The organism is Piscibacillus halophilus (genome assembly GCF_900110685.1).
Lineage (GTDB): Bacteria > Bacillota > Bacilli > Bacillales > Alkalibacillaceae > Piscibacillus > Piscibacillus halophilus.
This window is the reverse complement of record NZ_FOES01000006.1, coordinates 65,556-87,773: the sequence shown is the minus strand read 5'-3', so window position 1 is coordinate 87,773 and position 22,218 is coordinate 65,556. Positions and strand designations below refer to the sequence as shown.

At 37.9% G+C, this 22,218-nt stretch carries 25 protein-coding genes and 1 tRNA gene; 11 read left to right on the top strand and 15 right to left on the bottom strand.

Annotation, left to right across the window (positions count from 1 at the left end; genetic code table 11):
• Positions 1–9 precede the first annotated feature (9 nt).
• The 3 genes from BMY57_RS05060 to acsA all read right to left on the bottom strand — a co-directional run bounded on the left by BMY57_RS05060 (position 10) and on the right by acsA (position 4,117).
• Positions 10–1,296, bottom strand: coding sequence for a purine/pyrimidine permease (locus BMY57_RS05060; protein WP_091772941.1), 1,287 nt, complete (start codon positions 1,294–1,296; stop codon positions 10–12).
• Positions 1,297–1,402: 106 nt separating this feature from the next.
• A complete protein-coding gene (locus tag BMY57_RS05055) occupies positions 1,403–2,332 on the bottom strand; it encodes a hypothetical protein (protein WP_091772940.1) in 930 nt (309 codons plus the stop codon).
• Positions 2,333–2,398: 66 nt separating this feature from the next.
• Entirely contained in the window at positions 2,399–4,117 is a 1,719-nt protein-coding gene (gene acsA / locus BMY57_RS05050) for an acetate--CoA ligase (protein ID WP_091772939.1), read from the bottom strand.
• Positions 4,118–4,363: 246 nt separating this feature from the next.
• Between acsA and dppA the strand changes: the two genes are divergently transcribed.
• The 9 genes from dppA to BMY57_RS05005 all read left to right on the top strand — a co-directional run bounded on the left by dppA (position 4,364) and on the right by BMY57_RS05005 (position 13,828).
• The gene (gene dppA, locus BMY57_RS05045) at positions 4,364–5,188 is read left to right on the top strand and encodes a D-aminopeptidase DppA (RefSeq protein ID WP_091772938.1); all 825 of its coding nucleotides are present in this window, start codon (positions 4,364–4,366) and stop codon (positions 5,186–5,188) included.
• Between the two features lie 15 nt (positions 5,189–5,203).
• Positions 5,204–6,142, top strand: a complete 939-nt coding sequence (locus BMY57_RS05040) for an ABC transporter permease (protein ID WP_091772937.1) — start codon at positions 5,204–5,206, stop codon at positions 6,140–6,142.
• A gap of 2 nt (positions 6,143–6,144) precedes the next feature.
• Positions 6,145–7,110, top strand: a complete 966-nt coding sequence (locus BMY57_RS05035; RefSeq protein WP_091772936.1) for an ABC transporter permease — start codon at positions 6,145–6,147, stop codon at positions 7,108–7,110.
• A gap of 5 nt (positions 7,111–7,115) precedes the next feature.
• Positions 7,116–8,135 (top strand): ABC transporter ATP-binding protein, encoded by a 1,020-nt coding sequence (locus tag BMY57_RS05030; protein WP_091772935.1) that lies wholly within the window; start codon positions 7,116–7,118, stop codon positions 8,133–8,135.
• Positions 8,132–9,790 (top strand): peptide ABC transporter substrate-binding protein, encoded by a 1,659-nt coding sequence (locus BMY57_RS05025; RefSeq protein ID WP_091772934.1) that lies wholly within the window; start codon positions 8,132–8,134, stop codon positions 9,788–9,790. The genes BMY57_RS05030 and BMY57_RS05025 overlap by 4 nt, the downstream gene beginning before the upstream one ends.
• A gap of 62 nt (positions 9,791–9,852) precedes the next feature.
• Complete coding sequence (locus tag BMY57_RS05020) at positions 9,853–10,785, top strand: S66 peptidase family protein (RefSeq protein ID WP_091772933.1); 933 nt, start codon at positions 9,853–9,855, stop codon at positions 10,783–10,785.
• Complete coding sequence (locus BMY57_RS05015) at positions 10,782–11,873, top strand: mandelate racemase/muconate lactonizing enzyme family protein (RefSeq protein WP_091772932.1); 1,092 nt, start codon at positions 10,782–10,784, stop codon at positions 11,871–11,873. The genes BMY57_RS05020 and BMY57_RS05015 overlap by 4 nt, the downstream gene beginning before the upstream one ends.
• An 18-nt stretch (positions 11,874–11,891) precedes the next feature.
• Positions 11,892–12,824: a C40 family peptidase gene (locus tag BMY57_RS05010; protein WP_091772931.1), complete on the top strand. Its 933-nt coding sequence runs from the start codon at positions 11,892–11,894 to the stop codon at positions 12,822–12,824.
• Entirely contained in the window at positions 12,821–13,828 is a 1,008-nt protein-coding gene (locus tag BMY57_RS05005) for an ABC transporter ATP-binding protein (RefSeq protein WP_091772930.1), read from the top strand. The genes BMY57_RS05010 and BMY57_RS05005 overlap by 4 nt, the downstream gene beginning before the upstream one ends.
• Positions 13,829–13,877: 49 nt before the next feature.
• On the opposite strand, the gene BMY57_RS16030 is transcribed toward BMY57_RS05005, so the two are convergent.
• The 10 genes from BMY57_RS16030 to BMY57_RS04960 form a co-directional block, all read right to left on the bottom strand.
• Positions 13,878–14,051 carry a hypothetical protein gene (locus BMY57_RS16030; protein WP_177176330.1) on the bottom strand — a complete coding sequence of 58 codons (174 nt, stop codon included), beginning with the start codon at positions 14,049–14,051 and terminating at the stop codon, positions 13,878–13,880.
• Between the two features lie 80 nt (positions 14,052–14,131).
• Positions 14,132–14,485, bottom strand: a complete 354-nt coding sequence (locus BMY57_RS05000) for a YidH family protein (protein ID WP_091772929.1) — start codon at positions 14,483–14,485, stop codon at positions 14,132–14,134.
• A 99-nt stretch (positions 14,486–14,584) separates the two neighbouring features.
• Positions 14,585–15,367 (bottom strand): sulfite exporter TauE/SafE family protein, encoded by a 783-nt coding sequence (locus tag BMY57_RS04995; RefSeq protein ID WP_091772928.1) that lies wholly within the window; start codon positions 15,365–15,367, stop codon positions 14,585–14,587.
• Positions 15,368–15,462: 95 nt separating this feature from the next.
• Positions 15,463–16,593, bottom strand: coding sequence for an MBL fold metallo-hydrolase (locus BMY57_RS04990; RefSeq protein WP_091772927.1), 1,131 nt, complete (start codon positions 16,591–16,593; stop codon positions 15,463–15,465).
• Positions 16,594–16,688: 95 nt separating this feature from the next.
• Positions 16,689–17,258 carry a sulfurtransferase TusA family protein gene (locus tag BMY57_RS04985; RefSeq protein ID WP_091772926.1) on the bottom strand — a complete coding sequence of 190 codons (570 nt, stop codon included), beginning with the start codon at positions 17,256–17,258 and terminating at the stop codon, positions 16,689–16,691.
• Positions 17,259–17,275: 17 nt separating this feature from the next.
• Entirely contained in the window at positions 17,276–17,575 is a 300-nt protein-coding gene (locus BMY57_RS04980; RefSeq protein ID WP_091772925.1) for a rhodanese-like domain-containing protein, read from the bottom strand.
• A 17-nt stretch (positions 17,576–17,592) separates the two neighbouring features.
• The gene (locus BMY57_RS04975) at positions 17,593–18,072 is read right to left on the bottom strand and encodes a DsrE/DsrF/DrsH-like family protein (RefSeq protein ID WP_091772924.1); all 480 of its coding nucleotides are present in this window, start codon (positions 18,070–18,072) and stop codon (positions 17,593–17,595) included.
• 98 nt (positions 18,073–18,170) lie between these two features.
• A complete protein-coding gene (locus tag BMY57_RS04970; RefSeq protein WP_091772923.1) occupies positions 18,171–18,398 on the bottom strand; it encodes a sulfurtransferase TusA family protein in 228 nt (75 codons plus the stop codon).
• Between the two features lie 100 nt (positions 18,399–18,498).
• Complete coding sequence (locus BMY57_RS04965) at positions 18,499–18,759, bottom strand: metal-sensitive transcriptional regulator (protein WP_091772922.1); 261 nt, start codon at positions 18,757–18,759, stop codon at positions 18,499–18,501.
• Between the two features lie 150 nt (positions 18,760–18,909).
• Positions 18,910–19,488: a CotY/CotZ family spore coat protein gene (locus BMY57_RS04960; protein WP_091772921.1), complete on the bottom strand. Its 579-nt coding sequence runs from the start codon at positions 19,486–19,488 to the stop codon at positions 18,910–18,912.
• 173 nt (positions 19,489–19,661) lie between these two features.
• On the opposite strand from BMY57_RS04960, the gene BMY57_RS04955 reads away from it, so the two are divergent.
• Both BMY57_RS04955 and BMY57_RS04950 read left to right on the top strand, forming a co-directional pair.
• The gene (locus tag BMY57_RS04955; protein ID WP_091772920.1) at positions 19,662–20,309 is read left to right on the top strand and encodes a deoxynucleoside kinase; all 648 of its coding nucleotides are present in this window, start codon (positions 19,662–19,664) and stop codon (positions 20,307–20,309) included.
• The gene (locus BMY57_RS04950) at positions 20,306–20,977 is read left to right on the top strand and encodes a deoxynucleoside kinase (RefSeq protein ID WP_091772919.1); all 672 of its coding nucleotides are present in this window, start codon (positions 20,306–20,308) and stop codon (positions 20,975–20,977) included. Before BMY57_RS04955 ends, BMY57_RS04950 begins: the two co-directional genes overlap by 4 nt.
• A gap of 43 nt (positions 20,978–21,020) precedes the next feature.
• On the opposite strand, the gene BMY57_RS04945 is transcribed toward BMY57_RS04950, so the two are convergent.
• Positions 21,021–21,755, bottom strand: coding sequence for a M23 family metallopeptidase (locus BMY57_RS04945; RefSeq protein ID WP_175615095.1), 735 nt, complete (start codon positions 21,753–21,755; stop codon positions 21,021–21,023).
• A 307-nt stretch (positions 21,756–22,062) separates the two neighbouring features.
• Positions 22,063–22,155 (bottom strand) — tRNA-Ser (locus BMY57_RS04940).
• Positions 22,156–22,218 lie beyond the last annotated feature (63 nt).

Here is a 22,218-nt window from a genome sequence, read left to right as displayed (position 1 = left end):
TTATTTATATTATGTACTTGATACCTCGTTTCTATCTTCCTTTTTCCATAACTGTTCAAAAATAACGGCTAACACGGTTCCTACTAACATTCCGTTACTAATCACCTGGCGAACCGTTCCTGGAAGTTGTGCAAAGCTTTCAGAAGGAATAAACATCAATCCTGATCCTAGTAATAGCGAAACTGTTATGATCGTTAAACGTCTCTGATCTAATTCTTCCGCCATTAAGTTCCTTAAGCCTAATCCCATTAATTGAACAAACGTCGCTAATAACGCTGCATTAGCAATTGGTGAAGGAATTCCGGCAAGAAACGAAATAATTGGTGGAAAGAAAGCGACTATAATAAGAAGCAATGAAGCCCACATAAAAGGACTTTTGCGTTTCTCTCCAGTTAATTGTATAAAGCCGGCTGATGAGGCAAGTGGCACCACCGCAACCCCTGAGAACACACCTGAGATGCCATGGTTTACACCTAACATAAAACTCCCTCGATTCATCTGACTCACGGTAAATCTAGCTTTTCCATCCATAACTTCAGTTGCAGCCGATAAGGATGCCACAATATTCGATAATAAAATAAGCCCTGTTAGAACTGCGACAGGCACAATACTCCAATCAAATTGAGGGGCGCCCCAAGCAAACCATTCTGGAATTGAAAGCCACGGTTGCGAGGATACGGTTTCTTTCGGCTGATCGATTAATAATTCAAAAAGGATCCAGCCTAATGCAATTCCTAACAACACCGCATAACTTTTAACCCAGCCATGAAAGAAGTTAGAAAACAACAAGACCGCTATAAAAGTGATTAATGCGATTGAAAAACCGCCCATTTGTGCTTGTTGTACCTGATCAGAAATACCAAACATACCTTGTAAAAAAGTGCCACTCAACTGAAAAGTCAGTAATGTTAAGAATACACCTGTCACTAACGGGGTAAAGTACGATATGACTTTTCCTGATAGTCTAAATACCCCAAATATCATTAATAAAACACCTGTTAAGATCATCGCCATCTCTAATAGTTGTAGCGCTTCAATTCCAGCAGCACCTGTTGAACCAATGCTTGCAGCAAACACTGCAAACGTACTAACCCATAATCCCGCGGGTCCATCGACAATCTGCAATTTATGACCTAACCAACCTTGTAAGAAACACGCCAATCCAATTATAAAGAAGGTCCGTTGCATAAGTAGCATAATTTCCATAGCTTCCATGTGAAAAATTGACCCAATGACAATTGGGATGGCCACCGCATTGGCGAGTAAAAATATAAACCATTGAATAATTGAGAACATAAGATCACTGCTTTCTTTGTATTATCTAGAAGTATAAAAATACAAACACCCTTCATAAAAAAGGGTGTTTAACGTTATTAAAATATAATTTCTAAGACAGTTAATATTATAATCCATCATGCGTTTCATCGGTAGGATAATGATCTAACGTTTCTAGTTCAACATCCAAAATCTCAGCATACCGACTTAAAAAATCAAAACCTTGCTCGTAAGCATGTAATGCTTCTTCATAACTTAAATCGGCCAGTTCATTTAGTTCTTCTATAGTTTGAGTTTTTTCATTTGCTTTATTGATTAATTCGTCTTTAAAATCAGTGTTCTGTTCCTTTTCTATTAACTCAGAGAGCTCTTCTAATTCTATTTCGTCTTCTTCTATAAGACTTAAATAATAGTAATAATCGATTTCCGCATAAATTCCTCGCTCTGCATGGTCAAAAAAACGTTCTTTGTATCGCATGGCTTGATCTAATTCCATTTTTGCCGCTGCAAAATCTTTATGTAATTCCAGATTAATCAATTCACTTCTAATCCTAGCTTGCTCGTCAATCAAATCCTCGATGATTTCCACATCATCTAATACCGAATAATCTCCACTAAACATAACATCAATTTCTTGATCAATGATTTCATTTTGATAGATCATACTATTTAATTGCCTAATGTTTGTATCTATTTGATCTAAATTCTTATTTATTTCCTCAATCTCTAGGTCGTTAACATCTTTTTTGACATTGCTTAAATCCACATCTCGATAATCTCGATTTAAACGGATTAATTGTTTCTCAAAATTATTCTCGCGAATTAATCCCTGATAGAATTCCATGATATATAGATGACTGGATGAATCCTTCATAGGCCCTACTTCTAGTTTTGACTTAAATTCTTCAACCGACTGCTTAAGGCTTTCATACTCTCTTTTATAGCTTTTGACCATTTCTTGTTGTTTTATATAGGCGTTATAGCTATAAACACTGATGGATATTAGAACAATGATCATCACGAATAACAAAAACTTCTTTTTCACCTTTGAATTCAAAAAACCACCTCTTATGATTAAACGCTAAAAACCCTGAAGCAATCAATGCTTCAGGGTTAGAAATGATTACTCTTCTAATGTAGATGTATCGCCTTCAGGTAGACCTAACTCACGAGCTTTAAGAAGACGACGCATAATCTTACCACTTCGCGTTTTTGGAATGGTATTCGTGACTTCAATTTCTCTAGGAGCCGCATGAGCTGCTAGACCAGTCTTAACAAACTGTCGAATGTCTTCTAGTAATTCTTCAGATTCCTCATATCCCTCATTTAATGAAATGAAAGCTTTTATGATTTCTCCACGTTCTGGGTCAGGCTTACCAATAACACCCGCTTCAGAAACTGCTTCATGTTCAATTAATTTACTCTCAACTTCAAATGGACCTACACGTTCACCAGACGTGTTAATCACATCATCTAAACGACCTTGGAACCAGAAATAACCATCTTCATCTCGGTATGCGCTATCACCTGATACATACCAGCCGTTTAAGAAATAGCTTTCATACTTTTCAGGTCTCTTCCAAATCGCGCGCATCATCGACGGCCAACCTTTTTTAATCGCTAGGTTACCCATACGATTTGGAGGTAACTCATTACCTTGGTCATCAACGATTGAAGCAACGACACCTGGAATCGGTTTACCCATTGATCCTGGACGAATATCCATAGAAGGGTAGTTACAAATTAACTGTGCCCCAGTCTCAGTCATCCACCATGTATCGTGAATACGACGGTCAAACGCTTTTAATCCCCAATGAATAACTTCAGGGTTTAACGGTTCACCAACACTTAAGATATGGCGAACAGAAGATAAGTCATATTTCTTCGCTACTTCTTCTCCAGCGCTCATTAATTTACGGAATGCGGTTGGTGCCGAATACCAAACGGTTACATTATAATTATCTAATGCTTCATACCAAGCATCTGGAGTAAAGCGTCCACCTACAATTACGTTTGTGACTCCATTTAACCATGGAGCAAAGATACCGTAACTCGTACCAGTTACCCAGCCTGGGTCAGCTGTACACCAGTATACATCGTCCTCTCGTAAATCTAGCACCCACTTACCAGTTTGATAGTGTTGAATCATGGCATTGTGAACGTGATAAACCCCTTTTGGTTTCCCGGTTGAACCAGATGTATAGTGAATCACCATTCCATCTTCTAAATCAACCCACTCAATGTCGAACTCATCACTAGCTTCTTTTATTTCCGCATGATAATCAATATAGCTATCATCTATATCCTTTGAATCCCCAACTAAAACGACTTTCTTTAAGTCAGGTAATTGATCTTGGGGAACACGGTATAATAAGTCAGGCGTCGTGATGAGCATCGTTGCTTCACTATCTTCCAAACGATCTTGGACGGCTTGCTCCATAAACGCTTCAAATAATGGCCCAGCAATCGCTCCAACTTTTAAGATTCCTAGAAAACTAGCATAGAATTCAGGAGATCTCGGCATGAATAAAAAGACACGGTCTCCCTTTTCAATCCCTTGATTCTTAAGGACATTTGCAAATTGGTTACTTTTCTTACTTAATTGTTCAAATGTTAACTTCTCTTCACGATCTGGCGCCACGTAATGAAGGGCAACTTGATCCTTTTTATTTGGATCATCTGCATATCGATCGATAGCTTCATAGGCAATATTGACTTTACCGGTTTCATACCATGAAAAAGCTTTTTTAGTTTCTTCCCAGTCAAAGTTCTCGTAAGTATGTTCATAGTTGTCCAAGTTGTGTTTGCCACTTGATGCTTGTAATTCTTTTACTTCTGCCATTTCTATCACCTCAACTATTTTTTATTAATTTACCTATTACATTAAAATGAATTTGTCAAATCAAAATTTTCTTATTATGTGAAAATTCTGTTACTAACTATTGTAAACGAGAAAGCGCTTTTTTTAAAGTGATAAAAATTCACCTTAAAATAATTTGCTAAAAATTGATTTTTTTTAGAAAATTTGATAGATTTATATACATTAAATTAAATATTTTTACATGTCATCATGAAGGGGGTTTGTCATTTGAAATTATATATGTCAGTAGATATGGAAGGAATAACAGGGTTACCAGATTATACTTTTGTCGACTCTCAGTTACATAATTATGAAAGAGCTAGGCGGATTATGACCGAGGAAGCTAACCACATTATTGAAACCGCTTTTAAATATGGTTGTGATTATTTTTTAGTTAATGATAGTCATTCAAAAATGAACAATTTGCTTGTTGATGAATTATTTGACGAAGCTGAACTCATTACGGGTGGGGTAAAGCCCCATTCGATGGTTGAAGGGTTAGATGAATCTTATCAAGGAGCTATTTTCTTAGGTTATCACGCAAGAGCTGGTCAACCAGGCGTGATGTCTCATTCGATGACATTCGGAGTGCGGAATTTTTACGTGAACGATGTCGCTGTTGGTGAACTTGGTCTAAACGCCTATGTAGCAGGTCACTACGAGGTTCCAGTTATTTTGGTAGGTGGAGATGATGGTGCAGCGAATGAAGCCGAACAATTAATACCAAATATTGTAACAGCTGCCGTTAAACAATCCATCACTAGACAAGCTGTCAAAACGCTAACACCGAAAAAATCCGGGGAATTATTAAGAGAAAAAACGATCGAAGCCATTGAAAATCTAGATCAAATTAAACCGTTAATCCCTCCGAAACAACCGACATTTAGAATCGAATTCAATAACTACGGTCAGGCAGAATGGGCTGCACTAATGCCTGGAACCGAAATTGAACCGAATAGTTGTGTGGTTAAATTCGAGGCTAAAGACATTTTAGAAGCATATCGTGCGATGCTAGTTATGACTGAACTTGCAATGCAATCGACTTTTAATTAAGGGGGGGCGGGCATTATGTTTAAATACATAATAAAACGATTTTTTATGGCGATTCTAACCATTTGGATTATCGCGACTCTTACATTCATTTTAATGATGTCCATTCCTGGTTCCCCGTTTAATGATGTATCTGATAAAACTTCAAATGAAGCGGTACAAGAAAACTTAGAAGCCCATTTCAATTTGGACCAACCACCGGTTATACAATATGTTTATTACTTAAAATCAATCGCAACGTTTGATTTTGGACCTTCGATTAAGAAGCCTAACGATACAGTTAATGAATTGCTAGGAAGAGGATTCCCTATATCATTTGAACTTGGGATCTTATCCATCATTGTTGCCTTAATATCTGGTATTGCTTTAGGCGTCTTAGCCGCTTTAAAACATAATAAGATCATCGATTATATGGCGATGACCATTGCTGTTTTAGGGATATCTATTCCAAACTTCGTACTGGCAACATTATTAATTCAACAACTAGCTGTTAACTTAAATATACTACCTGTTGCAACATGGAAGTCTCCAGCTCACATGGTTCTGCCTACGATTGCATTAGCCACAGGTCCAATGGCCATTATTGCTCGTTTAACTCGTTCGAGCATGCTTGAGGTCTTAACCCAGGATTATATTAAGATGGCACGAGCCAAAGGTTTATCCCCTTATAAAGTTATTATTAAGCACGCTCTTAAAAACGCTTTGATGCCTGTTGTAACCATATTAGGAACCTTGCTTGCAGGTGTTCTCACAGGCACATTTGTTATTGAAAAGATTTTTGCTATCCCAGGTATGGGACAATATTTTGTCCAAAGTATTAATGAACGTGATTACCCTGTCATTATGGGAACAACTGTTTTTTATAGTGCATTCTTAATTCTCATGCTATTTCTAGTTGATATCACTTACGGCATTTTAGATCCAAGAATCAAGATACACGATGAGAAAGGGGATTAATCATGGATAAACATACGATTAAACATTCCCAAAACAATCATATAAACCGTGAAGAGATCCCCGCTGAATGGTTTCAACCGCTTGATCAAACACAGTTAAATCAAGAAGAGGTTGTTCGTCCATCTTTATCTTACTGGCAAGATGCTTGGCTACGTTTAAAGAAAAACAAAATGGCCATGGGCGGGCTAGTATTTTTAATTTTATTAGGTTTTATGGCCATATTCGGGCCATACATGACACCTTATACAGTTAGTGAACAAAACTTAGCAATGCAAAACCAAGCACCGTCCCTCACCCATTGGTTTGGGACTGACGATTTAGGAAGAGATATGTTTACTAGAACATGGTATGGAGCTCGAATTTCACTTTTTGTGGGGTTAGTGGCTGCTTTAATCGATTTCTTTATCGGTGTCATTTACGGAGGCGTTTCAGGTTATAAAGGCGGACGTACCGACAATATTATGATGCGTATTGTTGAGATTTTATACGGTTTACCGTATTTATTAGTGGTAATTCTTCTATTAGTTGTATTAGGTCCAAGCCTATTTACCATCATTCTAGCTTTATCGATTACCGGCTGGGTTGGTATGGCAAGGATTGTCCGTGGACAAGTACTACAAATTAAGACATTTGAATTTGTTCATGCATCGAAATCTTTTGGTGCCAAAACAAGTCGGATCATACGAAAAAATTTATTACCAAACACGATGGGACCGATCATTGTACAAATGACCTTAACTGTTCCAACAGCCATTTTCGCAGAAGCGTTTCTCAGCTTTTTAGGCTTAGGTGTATCCAGTCCATATGCGAGCTGGGGAGTCATGGCCGATGATGCTTTAACAACGATACTTTCAGGACATTGGTGGCGCTTATTTTTCCCTGCTTTCTTCATTTCAGCAACCATGTTTGCTTTTAATGTGTTAGGTGATGGGTTACAAGATGCGCTTGATCCAAAACTGAGGAGGTGACACCAATGAATAAAATACTTGAAGTCAATGACCTTCACGTTTCCTTTTCTACATACGGAGGAGAAGTTAAAGCCGTCAGAGGCGTTTCATTTGACTTATATCAAGGAGAAACTCTTGCCATCGTTGGGGAATCTGGTTGTGGTAAAAGTGTAACAGCAAACAGCATTATACAATTAATCCCTAAACCCGCAGGCAAAATTAGTAATGGTCAAATCCTATTTAAGGATCAAGACATCACTCATTATACTGAACGTCAAATGAGAAACATTCGGGGTGTTGATATCTCGATGATTTTCCAAGACCCTATGACAGCGTTAAATCCAACATTAACAATTGGAGATCAATTGACTGAGGGAGTAAGGCAGCACGAAAATCTATCATTAAAGGATGCTAAAGAAAAAGCGATAGAAATGCTTAATCTTGTAGGTATTCCCAATCCTGAAGAACGATTGCAGCAATACCCTCACCAATTCAGCGGAGGAATGAGACAACGTATTGTCATTGCGATTGCTTTAATTTGTGAACCTGATCTACTCATTGCTGATGAGCCAACAACAGCCCTTGATGTAACCATTCAGGCTCAAATTTTAGAGCTTTTTGAAAAAATACAAGAAAAAACAAACGTCGCGATTATTCTCATCACTCACGACTTTGGCGTCGTAGCAAAAATCGCTGACCGAATTGCTGTTATGTATGCAGGAAAAATTATCGAAAGTGGCTTAAAAAAGGAAATTTTCTATAATCCTAAACATCCTTATACGAAAGGGTTACTTCATTCAATTCCTAGACTAGATCAAAAGAATGAAAAGCTAATCCCGATTGATGGAACACCACCAGATTTATTTTCACCACCAGTTGGATGTCCGTTTACAGCAAGATGTCCACATGCCATGGTGGCGTGTGAGAAGGTTTATCCTCTCCGTCATGAAGAAAGTCAATCCCATTACGTCGATTGCTGGCTCTATGACGAGAGAGTGAAACATATTACGAAAATTAATATAAAACCAAAGGAGGAGTACAAATGAACAGAAAGTGGTTATTAAGTCTATTAACCGTCCTATTAACCCTGTTACTCGTCGCTTGTACCACATCAACAGGCGATGAGGAAGGAACGAACGATGATGATAACAACACAGAAGAAAATGAAAACAATACTGATGAAAATAATGATGAAAAGAAGATTTTGTACCTTAACAATGATTCTGAACCAACATCTTTTGACCCACCAATTGGGTTCAATGCGGTATCATGGAATGCACTAAATAACTTATTAGAAGGATTAACCCGTTTAGATCAATCTCATGAGCCACAACCGGCCATGGCTGAGGACTGGGATGTTTCCGAGGATGGTTTGGAGTACACTTTCTACTTAAGAGAAGATGCAAACTGGTCTAATGGTGACCCTGTCACGGCCCAAGATTTTGTTTATGCTTGGCAGCACTTACTAGATCCTGAAACAGCTTCATCAGCCGCATTTTTAGGTTACTTTATCGAAAATGGAGAAGCTTATAACGCTGGAGAAGCAGATGCAGACGACGTAGGGGTTGAAGCAGTTGATGACAAGACCTTTAAAGTCACACTAGAAACTCCAACTGGATTTTTCTTAGATTTAGTTTCCAATCCTGCCTTTTTCCCTGTCAACCATCAAGTTGCAGAAGAAAACCCTGAATGGCATGCCGAAGCAGATACATTTGTTGCGAACGGTCCATTCCAATTAAAAGAATGGAATCATGACCAAGACATGGTTTTTGAAAAGAATCCTGAATATTGGGATGCTGACACGGTTCAACTAGACGAAATTCATTGGGCAATGGTCAATGATACTAATACTGAATATCAAATGTACCAAAATGAAGAATTGGATACTTCATCTATTCCATCTGACTTAGCTGATGAACTGTTAGATGGCGATGATGTAGCATATGAAGAACAAGCTGGCGTGCACTTTTATCGTTTTAACGTTACAGAAGAACCTTTCCAAAACAAAAAAATTAGAAAAGCGTTTGCTTTAGCTGTTAATCAAAAAGAAATTGTTGACTATATTACGAAAAACTTAGAAAAGCCAGCACATGGTTTTGTATCTTATGGATTTACGGATCCAAATGGAGAGGACTTCCGTGATGCTAATGGCGACTTAATTCAAACAGATACAGAACAGGCAAAACAATTATTAGAAGAAGGTATGGCCGAAGAAGGTTATGATGAGCTTCCTGAAATCACATTATCATACAATACAGATGATACGAACAAAGCGGTTGCTGAGTATTTACAGCAAGTTTATATCGATGTATTAGATGTTGAAGTAACATTAGAAAATACAGAATGGAATGTATTCTTACAAGACCAAAAAGACTTAAAACACCAGTTCTCTCGTAGTTCATTCCTAGCTGACTATGCAGACCCTTATAACTTCTTAGAAAGCTTTGTAACAGATTCATCTATGAACCGTACTGGCTGGTCAAATGAAGAATACGATCAATTAATTGAAAATGCAAGAAATGAAACGAATGAAGAACAACGATTTGAATATTTATATGAAGCAGAGAAACTTTTATTTGAAGAAATGCCACTTTTCCCTATTCACTTCTATAATCAAGTGAACCTAGAAAATTCTTCTGTAAGTGGCATTGTCCGTCACCCAGTTGGTTACTTAGAACTAAAATGGGCTGACAAAAACTAAATGATATAGGAAAAGGGGCATACATTGTTATGCCCTTTATCCTAATTAAAGGAGTCTAATATATGATTCTACCAAAGGCTATACAACCAGGAGATACTATTGGTGTTATTGCTCCTGCAAGTCCACCAAACTTATCTAATCTAAAAAAGGCCATTCCTTTTTTTGAGAACCTTGGATTAAAGGTTAAAGTAGGCAAGTATGTCGAAAAAGTGCATGGATATTTAGCCGGCACAGATGAACAACGCCTTGAAGATTTACATAACATGTTCCTTGACCAGGAAGTTGATGCCATTATTTGTGCAGGCGGAGGTTATGGCACTGGACGAATCGCAGCATCTATTAACTATGACATTATTAAAACTAACCCTAAAATATTCTGGGGGTATAGTGATATTACATACTTACATACAGCCATTAGGCAACAAACAGGTCTTGTCACTTTTCACGGGCCAATGTTAGCTTCCGATATTGGTAAAGATGACTTTCATCCACACTCTAAAGAGTCATTTAACCAATTGTCAGAGCCCGAAGAAATTATATACGATGAATCTTATTCAAAGCTAACGACCATTTGTGAAGGTGAAGCAGAAGGGCCAATTGTCGGTGGAAACTTATCTTTAATCGTTAACTCAATTGGTGGCGACTATGAGATTGATACAAGAGGAAAATTGCTTTTCATTGAAGATGTCGATGAACCACCATATCGCATTGATTCCTTTTTATCTCAACTGAAACATGCAGGTAAATTAGATGATGCAGTTGGTGTGATTGTGGGGGACTTTAATAATGCCAAACCAAAGAAAGACCGTCCTTCTTTAACCTTTGAAGAAGTACTGGATGACTATTTTAAACCACTAAATAAACCAGTATTAAGCGGATTTAACATTGGGCATTGTCAGCCACATTATGCTATTCCACTTGGGACTCAAGCTAAACTATGTACCCACACGAAGACATTAACAATTGAACCTGGCGTAATAGGAGGATCATCTTGAACATAAAGCAGATTGAGACATATCAAGTTAAAATTCCATTAAAGAAGCCATTTAAAACAGCACTAAGAACCGTTATTAATGCTGAAACCATTTACGTCAAAGTCACGTTAGAAGATGGCACCGTCGGCTATGGAGAAGCACCACCGACCCTAGTTATTACAGGTGATAGTCTTCAAAGCATTAAATACTGTATCGAAGAGGTTTTTAAACCGATTTTAATTGGCCAATCGATAAAACAAATTCACCGTCTACTCGAAAGCGTTCATCGCTCAATCGTTCGTAACACAAGTGCAAAAGCAGCAATGGATATGGCTTTGTTTGACTGTCTAGCCCAAGTTGCCAACCTTCCACTTTACCAATTTCTTGGTGGTTACCGCGATCAAATCGAAACCGATTTTACGGTGAGTGTCAATGAACCAGAAGAAATGGCCAATGATGCTCAAGACTATATTGATCAAGGTTTTTCCATTCTAAAAGTAAAAGTTGGTAAAGACGAAATTGAACAAGATCTTAAACGAATTCAGGCAATACGTGAGCAGATCGGACCTAACGCCACTATTCGTTTAGATGCCAATCAAGGCTGGTCGGTAAAAGAAGCTATTTATGCCATTCAAAAAATGGAGAAGCTCGGATTAGACATAGAATTAGTCGAACAACCCGTAAAAGCCGACGATATACGTGGTTTAAAAGAAGTTACAACTCAAACCAAAACACTCATTATGGCAGATGAAAGTGTTTTTTCACCTGATGATGCTAGAAAAGTCCTCGAAACCAGGAGTGCTGATTTAATTAATATTAAACTAATGAAATCAGGTGGAATCTACCATGCTTTAAAAATTAACCATATGGCCGAAACATATGGGATTCCATGCATGGTTGGAAGTATGATTGAGACGAAGCTTGGTATCACAGCAGCTGCACACTTTGCTGCTAGCCAACCTAACATTACACGATATGACTTTGACGCACCGTTAATGCTAAAAGATGAAGGCATTTCTGGTGGAGTCGATTACACCAAAAAAATCATTACACTTCCTAATACACCTGGATTAGGCGTTCATGGTATTAACAAAAAATATATTCTCTAATTGAAAGGATTATGTTCTATGAGTCAACAACCAAACACCTGGGTTTGTAATGTTGCTGTTGCAACCATCTGGACAAACCCTGAGTCACCAAGAGAAATTGATGCAGATGGTTTATCTCAACCTGTCCTTTTACAAAACTGGTATGACACACTTACTTCTAAACAGCGGTCAGACCTATGTTATGAAAATCGCGTCCAATCACAACTTTTATTTGGAGAAGAAGTCATCGTTGACCAAACAGATGGACAATGGGCGAAGATCATTGCTATTCATCAGCCATCTAAAAAGGATGATCGCGGTTATCCAGGTTGGGTTCCTCTTAAACAACTAAAATTAGTAAATCAACAAGAATGGGATAAATCATCCATCGCATTAGTAACTGCTAAACAATCTATTCTTTATGATTCAAGCAAATTACCGCTTATGGAGTTAAGTTATGCCACTTACCTACCCGTCATTGAACAGCAAGACGCTTGGATGAAAGTCCAAACGCCAGAGGGTGAAGGTTGGCTTAAGAGTAAGGACATAACCGTCTATCCAACGATGAAAGATGTCCCAACTGGTGATGGCAAAGCGATTGTTAAATGTGCAGAACAATTTTTAGAGCTTCCCTACTTTTGGGGTGGCATGAGTGCCTTTGGCTACGACTGTTCAGGTTTTAGTTACAACATGCACAAAATGAACGGCTACCAAATACCACGTGATGCATCGGACCAAGCCGTTAAAGGGACACAAGTTCCTTTTAATCAGTTAGAAATTGGTGACTTGCTATTTTTTGCTGATCAAGATGGTAAAGGAAAAGTCAATCATGTTGGGATTTATTATGGCGATGGAAAGATGATACATTCATCCATATCGAGTCCAGGAATTGAGATCCGTACACTTAAAGGATCTAAATATGAAAAAACTTTATGTGAGGCTAGACGGTACTTTCAGGGGGAATCTTCATGACGAATAACATACTACAAGTTGAAAATTTAAAAAAATACTTTAATGTAGGTCGAAACCAAACATTAAAAGCAGTTGATGATGTCACGTTCACCATTAAAGAAGGGGAAACATTTGGAGTGGTTGGTGAATCAGGATGTGGTAAATCTACTCTAGGAAGAACGATATTAACACTTTATAATCATACAGATGGGAACGTTCAATATGATGGGACTAATGTCCATGATATACCTGAAGAGGAACGCTTTAAGTTATTCCGACAAATGCAGATGATTTTCCAAGACCCTTATGCTTCTTTAAACCCCAGGTCAACCGTTAAGGAAATAATTTCGGAACCTATGGAAGTACACGGTCTATATAAGGACAAACATGTACGCTTAGAGAAAGTTTACGAACTACTAGAAGAAGTAGGCCTAAACCGTGATCACGCCAACAGATATCCACACGAATTTAGTGGCGGGCAACGTCAGCGTATTGGAATCGCTAGAGCTTTAGCATTAGAACCCAAATTTATAATCTGTGATGAGCCGATCTCCGCTTTAGATGTATCCGTTCAAGCACAAATTATAAATTTATTAGAACGGTTACAAGAAGAAAAAGGGCTTACGTACCTATTTATTGCGCACGATCTATCAATGGTCAGACATATTTCAGACCGCATTGCCGTTATGTATTTAGGACATATCGTTGAATTGACCGACAGTAAAACATTGTACGATGAGCCGCTTCATCCTTACACTAATGCTTTACTATCAGCAGTGCCAATTCCAGATCCAGATCTAGAAGAAAATCGTTCACGAGTTGTGTTAGAAGGGGAACTACCCAGTCCAATTAATCCACCTTCTGGTTGTGTGTTCAGAACACGTTGTCCATTAGCACAAGACATATGTGCCCAAAAGAAGCCAACTCTTACGGAAGTCGAAAATGGACGCCATGTCGCTTGTCATTTATATGACCCAGAGATTTACGATATGGACTCAACTGATTTAACTAAAATGCATAGCTAATTTAACAGTCGAATGTTGAGTTTTTACAACTCAGCGTTCGGCTTTCATTTTAAGTTAAGTCATTATTGTGGAATCTAGGTTGACGGCCATGACTGTTTCCACGTACACTTGCACTCATTTCACGTACACTTTCGCCCAGTTCACGTACACTTTGCCCCATTTCATGTACACTTTGCCCCATTTCATGTACATTTGCGCCCGGTTCACGTACATCTTCGCTCATTTCACGTACACTTACGCCCGGTTCACGTACACTTTCACGCTTTTGACAGACACATCAACGCATTTTACGCTACATTTCTTTTAATAAACAACAAAATATAAGAAAAATAATACGCTAATGGCGATCGTGAAAAGTGATACTAACCAAACGATCCTATTAGATGGCTGGAAGGTTTGCTCGTTAATTTGTCTCTTTTTAATTAAGTAACTATATGTCGCAAAAACAATAATGATTAATCCTAAAACAACTGAAAAAATACCGATGATTTGAGCAAATTGGTCCGCGGCTTGAGAGGTGTCATTTAATGAAAAATGAATATTAACAATTAAGAAGCCAATCCCCACCATCGCCAACGCTGTACGTATCCATGCCAAATACGTACGTTCATTAGCTAAATGCTGTTGTATGTATTTTGAATCAATGGTCTTCTCCATCGTGACCCACCTCTTTTACTATTTAATTTAACCTAAACCTGTACATTAAAAACTAAAAATAAAAAACTCACCTAATCTAGAGGTGAGCTCATCATGCTGCTATAAGAAATCTAACCAGATCTTAACCGCTGATGCTAAAATTAATACAGCGAGGATCAGATGTAGATATTTTGTATTTATTTTCTTACCTGCCTGGGCACCTAATGGTGAAGCAATTAAGCTTGCCACAATCATGATGATGGCAGGGACTAGTAACACTTGTCCTGTCATAATTTTACCCGCAGTAGAGCCAATAGATGATATAAATGTTATAGCTAGAGATGAAGCAATTGTCATTCGAGTAGGAATCTTAAGGACAATAAGCATAATCGGTACTAACACAAAGGCTCCTGCTGCACCAACAATGCCTGCTCCAATTCCGACTATGAATGCTAAACTGGATGCTAATGTTTTATTGAACGTCACTTGATCTAGCGCAACATCATCTAAGCCTTTCTTTGGCATAAACATCATCACAACAGCTATAGTGGCTAAAATCGCATAGACAAAGTTCACAGATCCTTCAGATAGAAACTTTGAACCAAAACCACCAATAAAGCTACCGATTAAAATACTAATACCCATATATAGGATAAGTGATTTATTTAAATAACCACCTTTACGGTAAGCCCATACACCACCAATTGTGGCAAAAAACACTTGAACTGCACTTATGCCTGATACTTCATGTGATGTAAAGGCTGCAAACCCTAATAATGGCGGTATATATAGCAACATAGGATACTTAACAATTGATCCGCCTATTCCGACCATTCCCGAAATAAATGATCCAAAGAATCCAATTAGAAATAATACTAATAAGAACAATAAACTATATTCCATAAGGACACCCCCTCTGGTATCTCATTCCATAAACTTCCAAAGTTCAAAAAATAATGAGGGAAATGAGGTTTAATACCTCATCCCTCTTAAATGAATTACTTTACCGCACAACGGTTAGGGCCAATTTCCATCTCACGTTTCTTTTCAGTTTCTGGTGAAATTTTACCCATGTTCGTTTCGCGGATCTCTTGGTACGCATTCGGCTGTGGAGGTAAGTTTTCTGTAACCATGCGCCGGAATTCCTGCTCATCTTCCACATTTAGTCCGTGGTTTTCTTGATACAGTTCACCAAGTTTTTTACCAACTGAACCATCCTCGTTTATTTCATCATTTGTCATATAATGTGCTGGTAACACAACTAATTCATCCGATAAGTCTTTATAACGTTTGTATAAAGTCTCGCGTAAATCGCCAACCCAGTCTTCTGCAAGACCTGCTAAGTCTGGGCGTCCAATTGAATCAACAAATAGAATATCGCCAGACATTAGATATTGATCGTCTACGATGAATGACGTCGAACCAATCGTGTGTCCTGGTGAATATAGAGCTTGGACACTGATTTTAGAAGAACCGATTTGTACATCTTCGCCATCTTCTAATGGTTTGTAGTCAAACTGTACTTCAGTTGCATCTTTTGGTGGTAACCAATACGTTGCACCTGTTTTTTCCGCAATTTCACGTCCACCAGAGATGTGGTCTGCGTGTAAGTGCGTATCGAATGCATGTGTGATCTTCGCACCTTTTTCTTCAGCAAAGTTGATGAACACATCTGCCATACGTACAGCGTCAATTGTTGCCGCTTCACCATCAGAGATGACCATGTAAGATAGGCAACCCTTACCTAGACGTACGAACTGGTATAGTTCACCGCCTTCTTTTAAGTCAGCGATTTTAATGGGCTCTAAGTGTTCACTCCACGCTTTCATACCGCCTTCAACTGAGTAAACATTGTCAAAACCAGCTTCAACCAATTGCTCTGCGACGAATTCAGAAGAACCACCTTTTGCACAAACAACTGCTACATCACGATCTGTTGGTACTTTATCTTGAATTGGTTCAATTCCTTCGATTAAATCGAAGTAAGGTACGTTTAGATACTCAAAGTTGTCTCCTTCCATTTTCCAATCTTCGAAAGCATCTTCATTACGAACATCTAATACGAATAAATCTTCTTTGTTCACAACACGTTTTGCAATTTCTTGTACATTCATTGTTTTAACTGACATCTTTTTATACCCCCTACGGTATTAATTTTGTGGTAATAAAAGAACTTGGAAGTGGACCAAGTCCTCACTTAATCATAATAAAATTTCCTTAATCCTTACTTACTTTCAACATCGCCATCCCATTCACTCATACCAGGGACAACATTGTAAACTTTATTAAAACCTTTTTCTCTTAATAGTTGCGCTGCCATGTCACTACGGTTTCCAGTACGACATACAACATAAATTTCATCATCTTGTTTTAGTTCACTAGCACGGTCTTCTAATTCACCAAATGGAATTGAAATCGCATTTGGAATATGACCAAACGCATACTCCGCAGATTCACGTACATCTAAAACTGTCACGTCACCTGAATCTAATTTTTGCTTTAAGTCATCGTTATTTACCTTCTGGTCATAAGAAGTTTCTTCTCCAGACTCACCTTCAGAAGCTTTGCGTACATAATGCTTTAAGACGTCACCTTCTTCAACAGTGCCTAAATACTGATGACCACTACGCTCCGCCCAAGCCTTTAAGTCAGCTTTAGAACCTTGGTCAGTCGCTTCGATTAGTAAAACCTTTCCTGGTTCTACATTGTCAATCTCTTTACGTGTTTTAACGATTGGCATTGGGCATGCAAGACCTTTCGCATCTAACACATGATCAGCATTAATATTAGTCATAGACGATCCCTCCATAATTATTTTTCAACTGGTCCTTCCCAGCTAAGCATTCCGCCTTCCATGTTCGTAACGTCATAGCCCTTAGTTTGTAAAAACTGTGTCGCTTGGCCACTACGTCCGCCAGAACGGCATACCATAATATATTCTTTGTTTTGATCTAATTCGTTTTCACGGAACTCAATTAAACCTAGTGGAATATTAACGGCACCAGGAATCTTACCTTCTTGAACTTCCTCTACTTCACGAACATCAATTAAGTTTAACTCTTCACCATTTGCTAGCTTTTCTTGTACTGTTTTCGAATCAATAGTTTTCATGTTGAGTACCTCCTTGATTAAATAAATAGGTTGATGGCGCCGTCTTCACCTTCAGCGATATAAGCAGCTACACCACCATATTCGATATCATCTAAAAGTTCTTCTTTTTTAAGACCTAATAAATCCATTGTCATCGTACAAGCAAGTAATGTAATGTCTTGCTCTTTTGCCATGTCGATTAAGTCTGGTAACGGCATCGCATTGTGCTTTTTCATAACACCTTTAATCATCTTAGGTCCCATACCTAAGAACTGCATTTTAGATAATGGCATGTTGTCTGCCCCACGAGGCATCATTTTACCAAACATTTTTTCCATAAATGATTTCTTTGGTTGTAGTTTTTCATCTTTACGTAACGCGTTTAACCCCCAGAATGTGTGAAAAATCGTTACGTCATGATCGTATGCAGCAGCACCGTTTGCAATAATATAAGCTGCCATAGCTTTATCGTACTCACCGCTGAATAAGATGATATTTGTCTTTTTGTTTTCAGCCATGTTAAATCTCCTCCCGATTGTTTTTTGAGGGAGGTAGCCTTTTAATGACTACCTCACAATTACTTATACCCGTATAGGTATTTAATAAACTAAAAAAATTAACCTTTTTTAATATAGAACGTAAATACGCCGTCATCCTCGTTCATGTCAACTAGCTCATGACCTGAAGACTTGCACCATGCTGTTAAGTCACTCTTAGCACCTGCGTCTGTAGCAACTACTTCTAAGATCTGACCGCTTTCGATGTCACCGATTGCTTTTTTAGTTTTTACAATTGGCATTGGGCATGCTAGACCTTTTGCATCTAAAGTTTTGTTAATATCCATGAAAAATTCCTCCTAAGAAATATTTTAGTATTTTTAATACCCTATGGGGTATATTAACTTATAAAAATTAATCCGTCAACAGTTTAAAATTATTTTTTTGTTAACGGCTTTTAACAAGCAGGTTAACCGCTTCTTTAACTTTATCTTCTGTTTCCTCACCATTTTCATTCGCTTCTTGAACACATTCGATGAGGTTGTTACTTACAACAACTCCAATTGTACGATCAATCGCTGTACGGCTTGCAGATAATTGGGTAATCACATCTTTACAATCTGCTCCTTCTTCCATCATGCGAAGGACACCTCGTAATTGACCTTCCAATCGTTTTACTCTATTCTTAACCTTTGCATCGTATTCCATCATGATTACCTCCTCTCACTTATTTACTATGATACAACGCAAAATTAATATTGTCATTTATGACGTTACATATACATCCTATACCCCTATAGGTATTTTGTCAAACATAAAAAAAACTGATACCGATAAAAATCGGCATCAGTTTTAGAATTAATCGTGGTTTCTAGATGCTGCTCCACCGCCACCGCCGCCACAGTTCCATTCTGATACTGGTAGAGATCTTACTGGGTCTAAGCATGCAATGGCCAAAAATTCACATAAATCTACAGTAATACAAACACCAGTTCGTTGGAAGTTTCTTATACTGTTTCCAGGGAAAAAGTCACAAACATCGTCACCGCCTGGTCCAGGTGTACTACCTCCTTCAGTAACAGGTAGTAGTAATTCTAATTCTGCACAGCAGTCCTTTTTCACCTTACTTACACGGAAGATTGGAGTTTCTAAACAGTTAAAGACAGTATCCATACCAACTTGGTTTGTTACAACGCTTTGCCCTATGAATGGACCGCAATCTCCTTTACAGTATAAGATAAATGGAACTGTGTCATTGTCACCGTTAGGTTGTGCGGTTGGAGATAATAAATCTTTAACCGATTGTTTACAACCTGTGTCACAACCACGATCGCGATCTGCTACCTCATCTTGTGCTGCTGCAATTTTAGCTACTGTTTTACAGACACACTTATTATTTTTACAATCAAGATCTTTTGTGAAGTCATCCTCAAACATTTAATTTCACCTCTCTTTTCTTTGTTCACTATAAAATATGTCAGATGATAAAAAGTGTATAGGTTAATGCTAGATATTTATGGAATTTTAAAATGTATGGAAAATCATCCAATTCAGAGTCGAAATTTGTTATCATGGAATAATAGAAAAGATATGTCATTGGAGGAGTCTATATGGGGGAATACCATGTACCTTTTATTGCTGTAGAGGGCCCTATTGGCGTCGGGAAAACCTCTTTATCCAATAAAATTGCACAGCACTTTTACTTCCATCTACTCAAAGAAATTGTTGAAGAAAACCCTTTTTTAGGTAAATTTTATGACAATATTGAGGAATGGAGTTTTCAGACGGAGATGTTTTTCTTATGCAATCGATATAAACAACTTGAAGATATAGAAAAACACTATTTAAAACAAGACAAACCCGTTGTGTCTGATTATCATATATACAAAAATATGATCTTCGCCAAGCGTACATTAAACGCTGATCAATTCTATAAATATGAACAAATTTTTCATATCTTAACGAATGACATGCCAAAACCGAATGTCATGATTTACTTACACGCGAGCTTGGATACCTTATTAGAGCGGATTCGAAAGCGCGGTAGAGAGGTTGAGAAAAATATTCAACCTGAATACTTAAAGCAATTATCAAAGGATTATGATCAGTTTATGAATGAATTTGAAGCTAATAATCCCGATATTCCAGTGATTCGTTTAAATGGAGACAACCTGGATTTTATCAAACATCAGGAAGATTTGGATCATATTTTATCAGTTGTTGAAAAGCATATTCATAAAGGAGAAGTAGTAACATGACTATTTATGACCAATACGGTATACCAAGCGATGCCGTCATTACCATCGCCGGAACGGTTGGGGTTGGAAAATCAACGATGACGAACGCCTTAGCCGATGCACTTGGCTTTCGTACATCTTTTGAAAAGGTTGATGGCAATCCTTATTTAGATAAATTTTATAAAGACTTTGAACGTTGGAGTTTCCACCTACAAGTATATTTCTTAGCAGAACGTTTTAAAGAGCAAAAAAGAATCTTTGAATACGGTGGGGGATTTGTTCAAGATCGTTCGATATACGAAGATACCGGCATATTTGCTAAAATGCACCGAGAAAAAGGTACGATGACGGAGACAGATTATAATACTTATAAGAGCCTATTTGATGCTATGGTGATGACACCATATTTCCCTCATCCGGATTTATTAATCTATCTAGAAGGTTCTTTTGATGATGTGGTTGATCGCCTTAAAAGTCGTGGTAGGAAAATGGAGCAGGATACGCCTATAGAATATTGGCGCGAAATGTATGACCGCTACGAAGATTGGGTTAATAATTTCAATACGTGCCCTGTCATGCGAATCAATATTAATGATTATGATCTATTTAATCCTGAGCAATCCATTGAGCCAATATTAGAACGCATTGGCCATTTCATTCAAACATCTCGAAATTATATTAAAGCGTAGTAAAAAGGCCTGTTCATAAAGTTGAACAGGCCTTTTTGTTTGTCTATTCATGTAATGCTCGTTGAATAAATGTCATAAATGGGTATGGATCCACACGTTCCCCATCTTTAATAATCTCATAATGGAGATGAACGCCTGTGCTTCTTCCTGTCGACCCCATTAACCCAATTAATTGCCCCTGCTTAACCTTATCTCCACGACTTACTAATATTCTAGACAAATGACTATAACGCGTTTGGTAGGAGTCACGATGATTGATAAGAATCGATTGACCGTATGATCCTTCATGTCCTGCTATTTCGACCACACCGTCGCCCGTCGCATAAATTTCTGTTCCTAAGGGTCCAGCTAAATCAATGCCACTGTGAAACGATTCAGTACTTGTAAAAGGGTCCGAACGATAACCAAATTCTGATGTCACAACATCAGTATCAGCAGGCCAATCAACTGGTGTTTGTTTTAAATCCTCTTTTACATTAGATATTTGTTTAACAGCTGTTTTATAACTAGCTACGAGTTGAGGAATCTCACCTTTTATTTCTGATAAGTCTCGTCCCGAAATAGGATCTAGAGTTGAAGATTTAACAATCCCAGACTTAGCAGACTCTGTATCGACTCCACCTTGTGGCCCATCTGAGTATTGAGCTATTCGTTCTGGATTCAACGTCGCGATTAAATCTAGAAATTCACTCTCTAATAAACGTAATTCGGCCAATTGATTTTCAATTACATGCCGATCTTCATCATATTGTTCTAGTTGTTGTTGCGTATCGCTCAAAGAAATCCTCAAAGCTTGATTTCTATCAGATAGAAGATTGATGAAATAAATCATCATTCCAACACTTAAAACGAATATGATCAGTATTATAGATAAACTACAAACCATTATTTTCGATAATGAATAATGTCGGATCTGTCTGTTATCAGACATAACCCATATACGCCAACTTTTTTGAGATTTCATAACTTCTCGTGCTCCCTGTGCACTTTTTAGCTTATTATTTGATATTTTTGTTATATTATCCAAAAAAGGGCATAAAAAAATGGCTACTTTTACGTAACCATTGTCATGTTTATGATATGTATGGCGGAGGAGGAGGGATTCGAACCCCCGCGGGCCGTGAAGCCCCTGGCGGTTTTCAAGACCGCTCCCTTCAGCCGGACTTGGGTACTCCTCCGTTTGAGCTGACAAAAATAAATATATCACACGAATCGACAGTTCGCAACATGTTAAGCTAATT

Bases quoted from the DNA above. Each gene is read 5' to 3' on its own strand.
- BMY57_RS05060 (WP_091772941.1), bottom strand. From the start codon at position 1,296: ATGTTCTCAATTATTCAATGGTTTATATTTTTACTCGCCAATGCGGTG.
- acsA (WP_091772939.1), bottom strand. From the start codon at position 4,117: ATGGCAGAAGTAAAAGAATTACAAGCATCAAGTGGCAAACACAACTTG.
- BMY57_RS05040 (WP_091772937.1), top strand. From the start codon at position 5,204: ATGTTTAAATACATAATAAAACGATTTTTTATGGCGATTCTAACCATT.
- BMY57_RS05035 (WP_091772936.1), top strand. From the start codon at position 6,145: ATGGATAAACATACGATTAAACATTCCCAAAACAATCATATAAACCGT.
- BMY57_RS05030 (WP_091772935.1), top strand. From the start codon at position 7,116: ATGAATAAAATACTTGAAGTCAATGACCTTCACGTTTCCTTTTCTACA.
- BMY57_RS05025 (WP_091772934.1), top strand. From the start codon at position 8,132: ATGAACAGAAAGTGGTTATTAAGTCTATTAACCGTCCTATTAACCCTG.
- BMY57_RS05020 (WP_091772933.1), top strand. From the start codon at position 9,853: ATGATTCTACCAAAGGCTATACAACCAGGAGATACTATTGGTGTTATT.
- BMY57_RS05010 (WP_091772931.1), top strand. From the start codon at position 11,892: ATGAGTCAACAACCAAACACCTGGGTTTGTAATGTTGCTGTTGCAACC.
- BMY57_RS05005 (WP_091772930.1), top strand. From the start codon at position 12,821: ATGACGAATAACATACTACAAGTTGAAAATTTAAAAAAATACTTTAAT.
- BMY57_RS16030 (WP_177176330.1), bottom strand. From the start codon at position 14,051: ATGAGCGAAGATGTACGTGAACCGGGCGCAAATGTACATGAAATGGGG.
- BMY57_RS05000 (WP_091772929.1), bottom strand. From the start codon at position 14,485: ATGGAGAAGACCATTGATTCAAAATACATACAACAGCATTTAGCTAAT.
- BMY57_RS04995 (WP_091772928.1), bottom strand. From the start codon at position 15,367: ATGGAATATAGTTTATTGTTCTTATTAGTATTATTTCTAATTGGATTC.
- BMY57_RS04990 (WP_091772927.1), bottom strand. From the start codon at position 16,593: ATGTCAGTTAAAACAATGAATGTACAAGAAATTGCAAAACGTGTTGTG.
- BMY57_RS04985 (WP_091772926.1), bottom strand. From the start codon at position 17,258: ATGACTAATATTAATGCTGATCATGTGTTAGATGCGAAAGGTCTTGCA.
- BMY57_RS04980 (WP_091772925.1), bottom strand. From the start codon at position 17,575: ATGAAAACTATTGATTCGAAAACAGTACAAGAAAAGCTAGCAAATGGT.
- BMY57_RS04975 (WP_091772924.1), bottom strand. From the start codon at position 18,072: ATGGCTGAAAACAAAAAGACAAATATCATCTTATTCAGCGGTGAGTAC.
- BMY57_RS04970 (WP_091772923.1), bottom strand. From the start codon at position 18,398: ATGGATATTAACAAAACTTTAGATGCAAAAGGTCTAGCATGCCCAATG.
- BMY57_RS04965 (WP_091772922.1), bottom strand. From the start codon at position 18,759: ATGGAATACGATGCAAAGGTTAAGAATAGAGTAAAACGATTGGAAGGT.
- BMY57_RS04960 (WP_091772921.1), bottom strand. From the start codon at position 19,488: ATGTTTGAGGATGACTTCACAAAAGATCTTGATTGTAAAAATAATAAG.
- BMY57_RS04955 (WP_091772920.1), top strand. From the start codon at position 19,662: ATGGGGGAATACCATGTACCTTTTATTGCTGTAGAGGGCCCTATTGGC.
- BMY57_RS04950 (WP_091772919.1), top strand. From the start codon at position 20,306: ATGACTATTTATGACCAATACGGTATACCAAGCGATGCCGTCATTACC.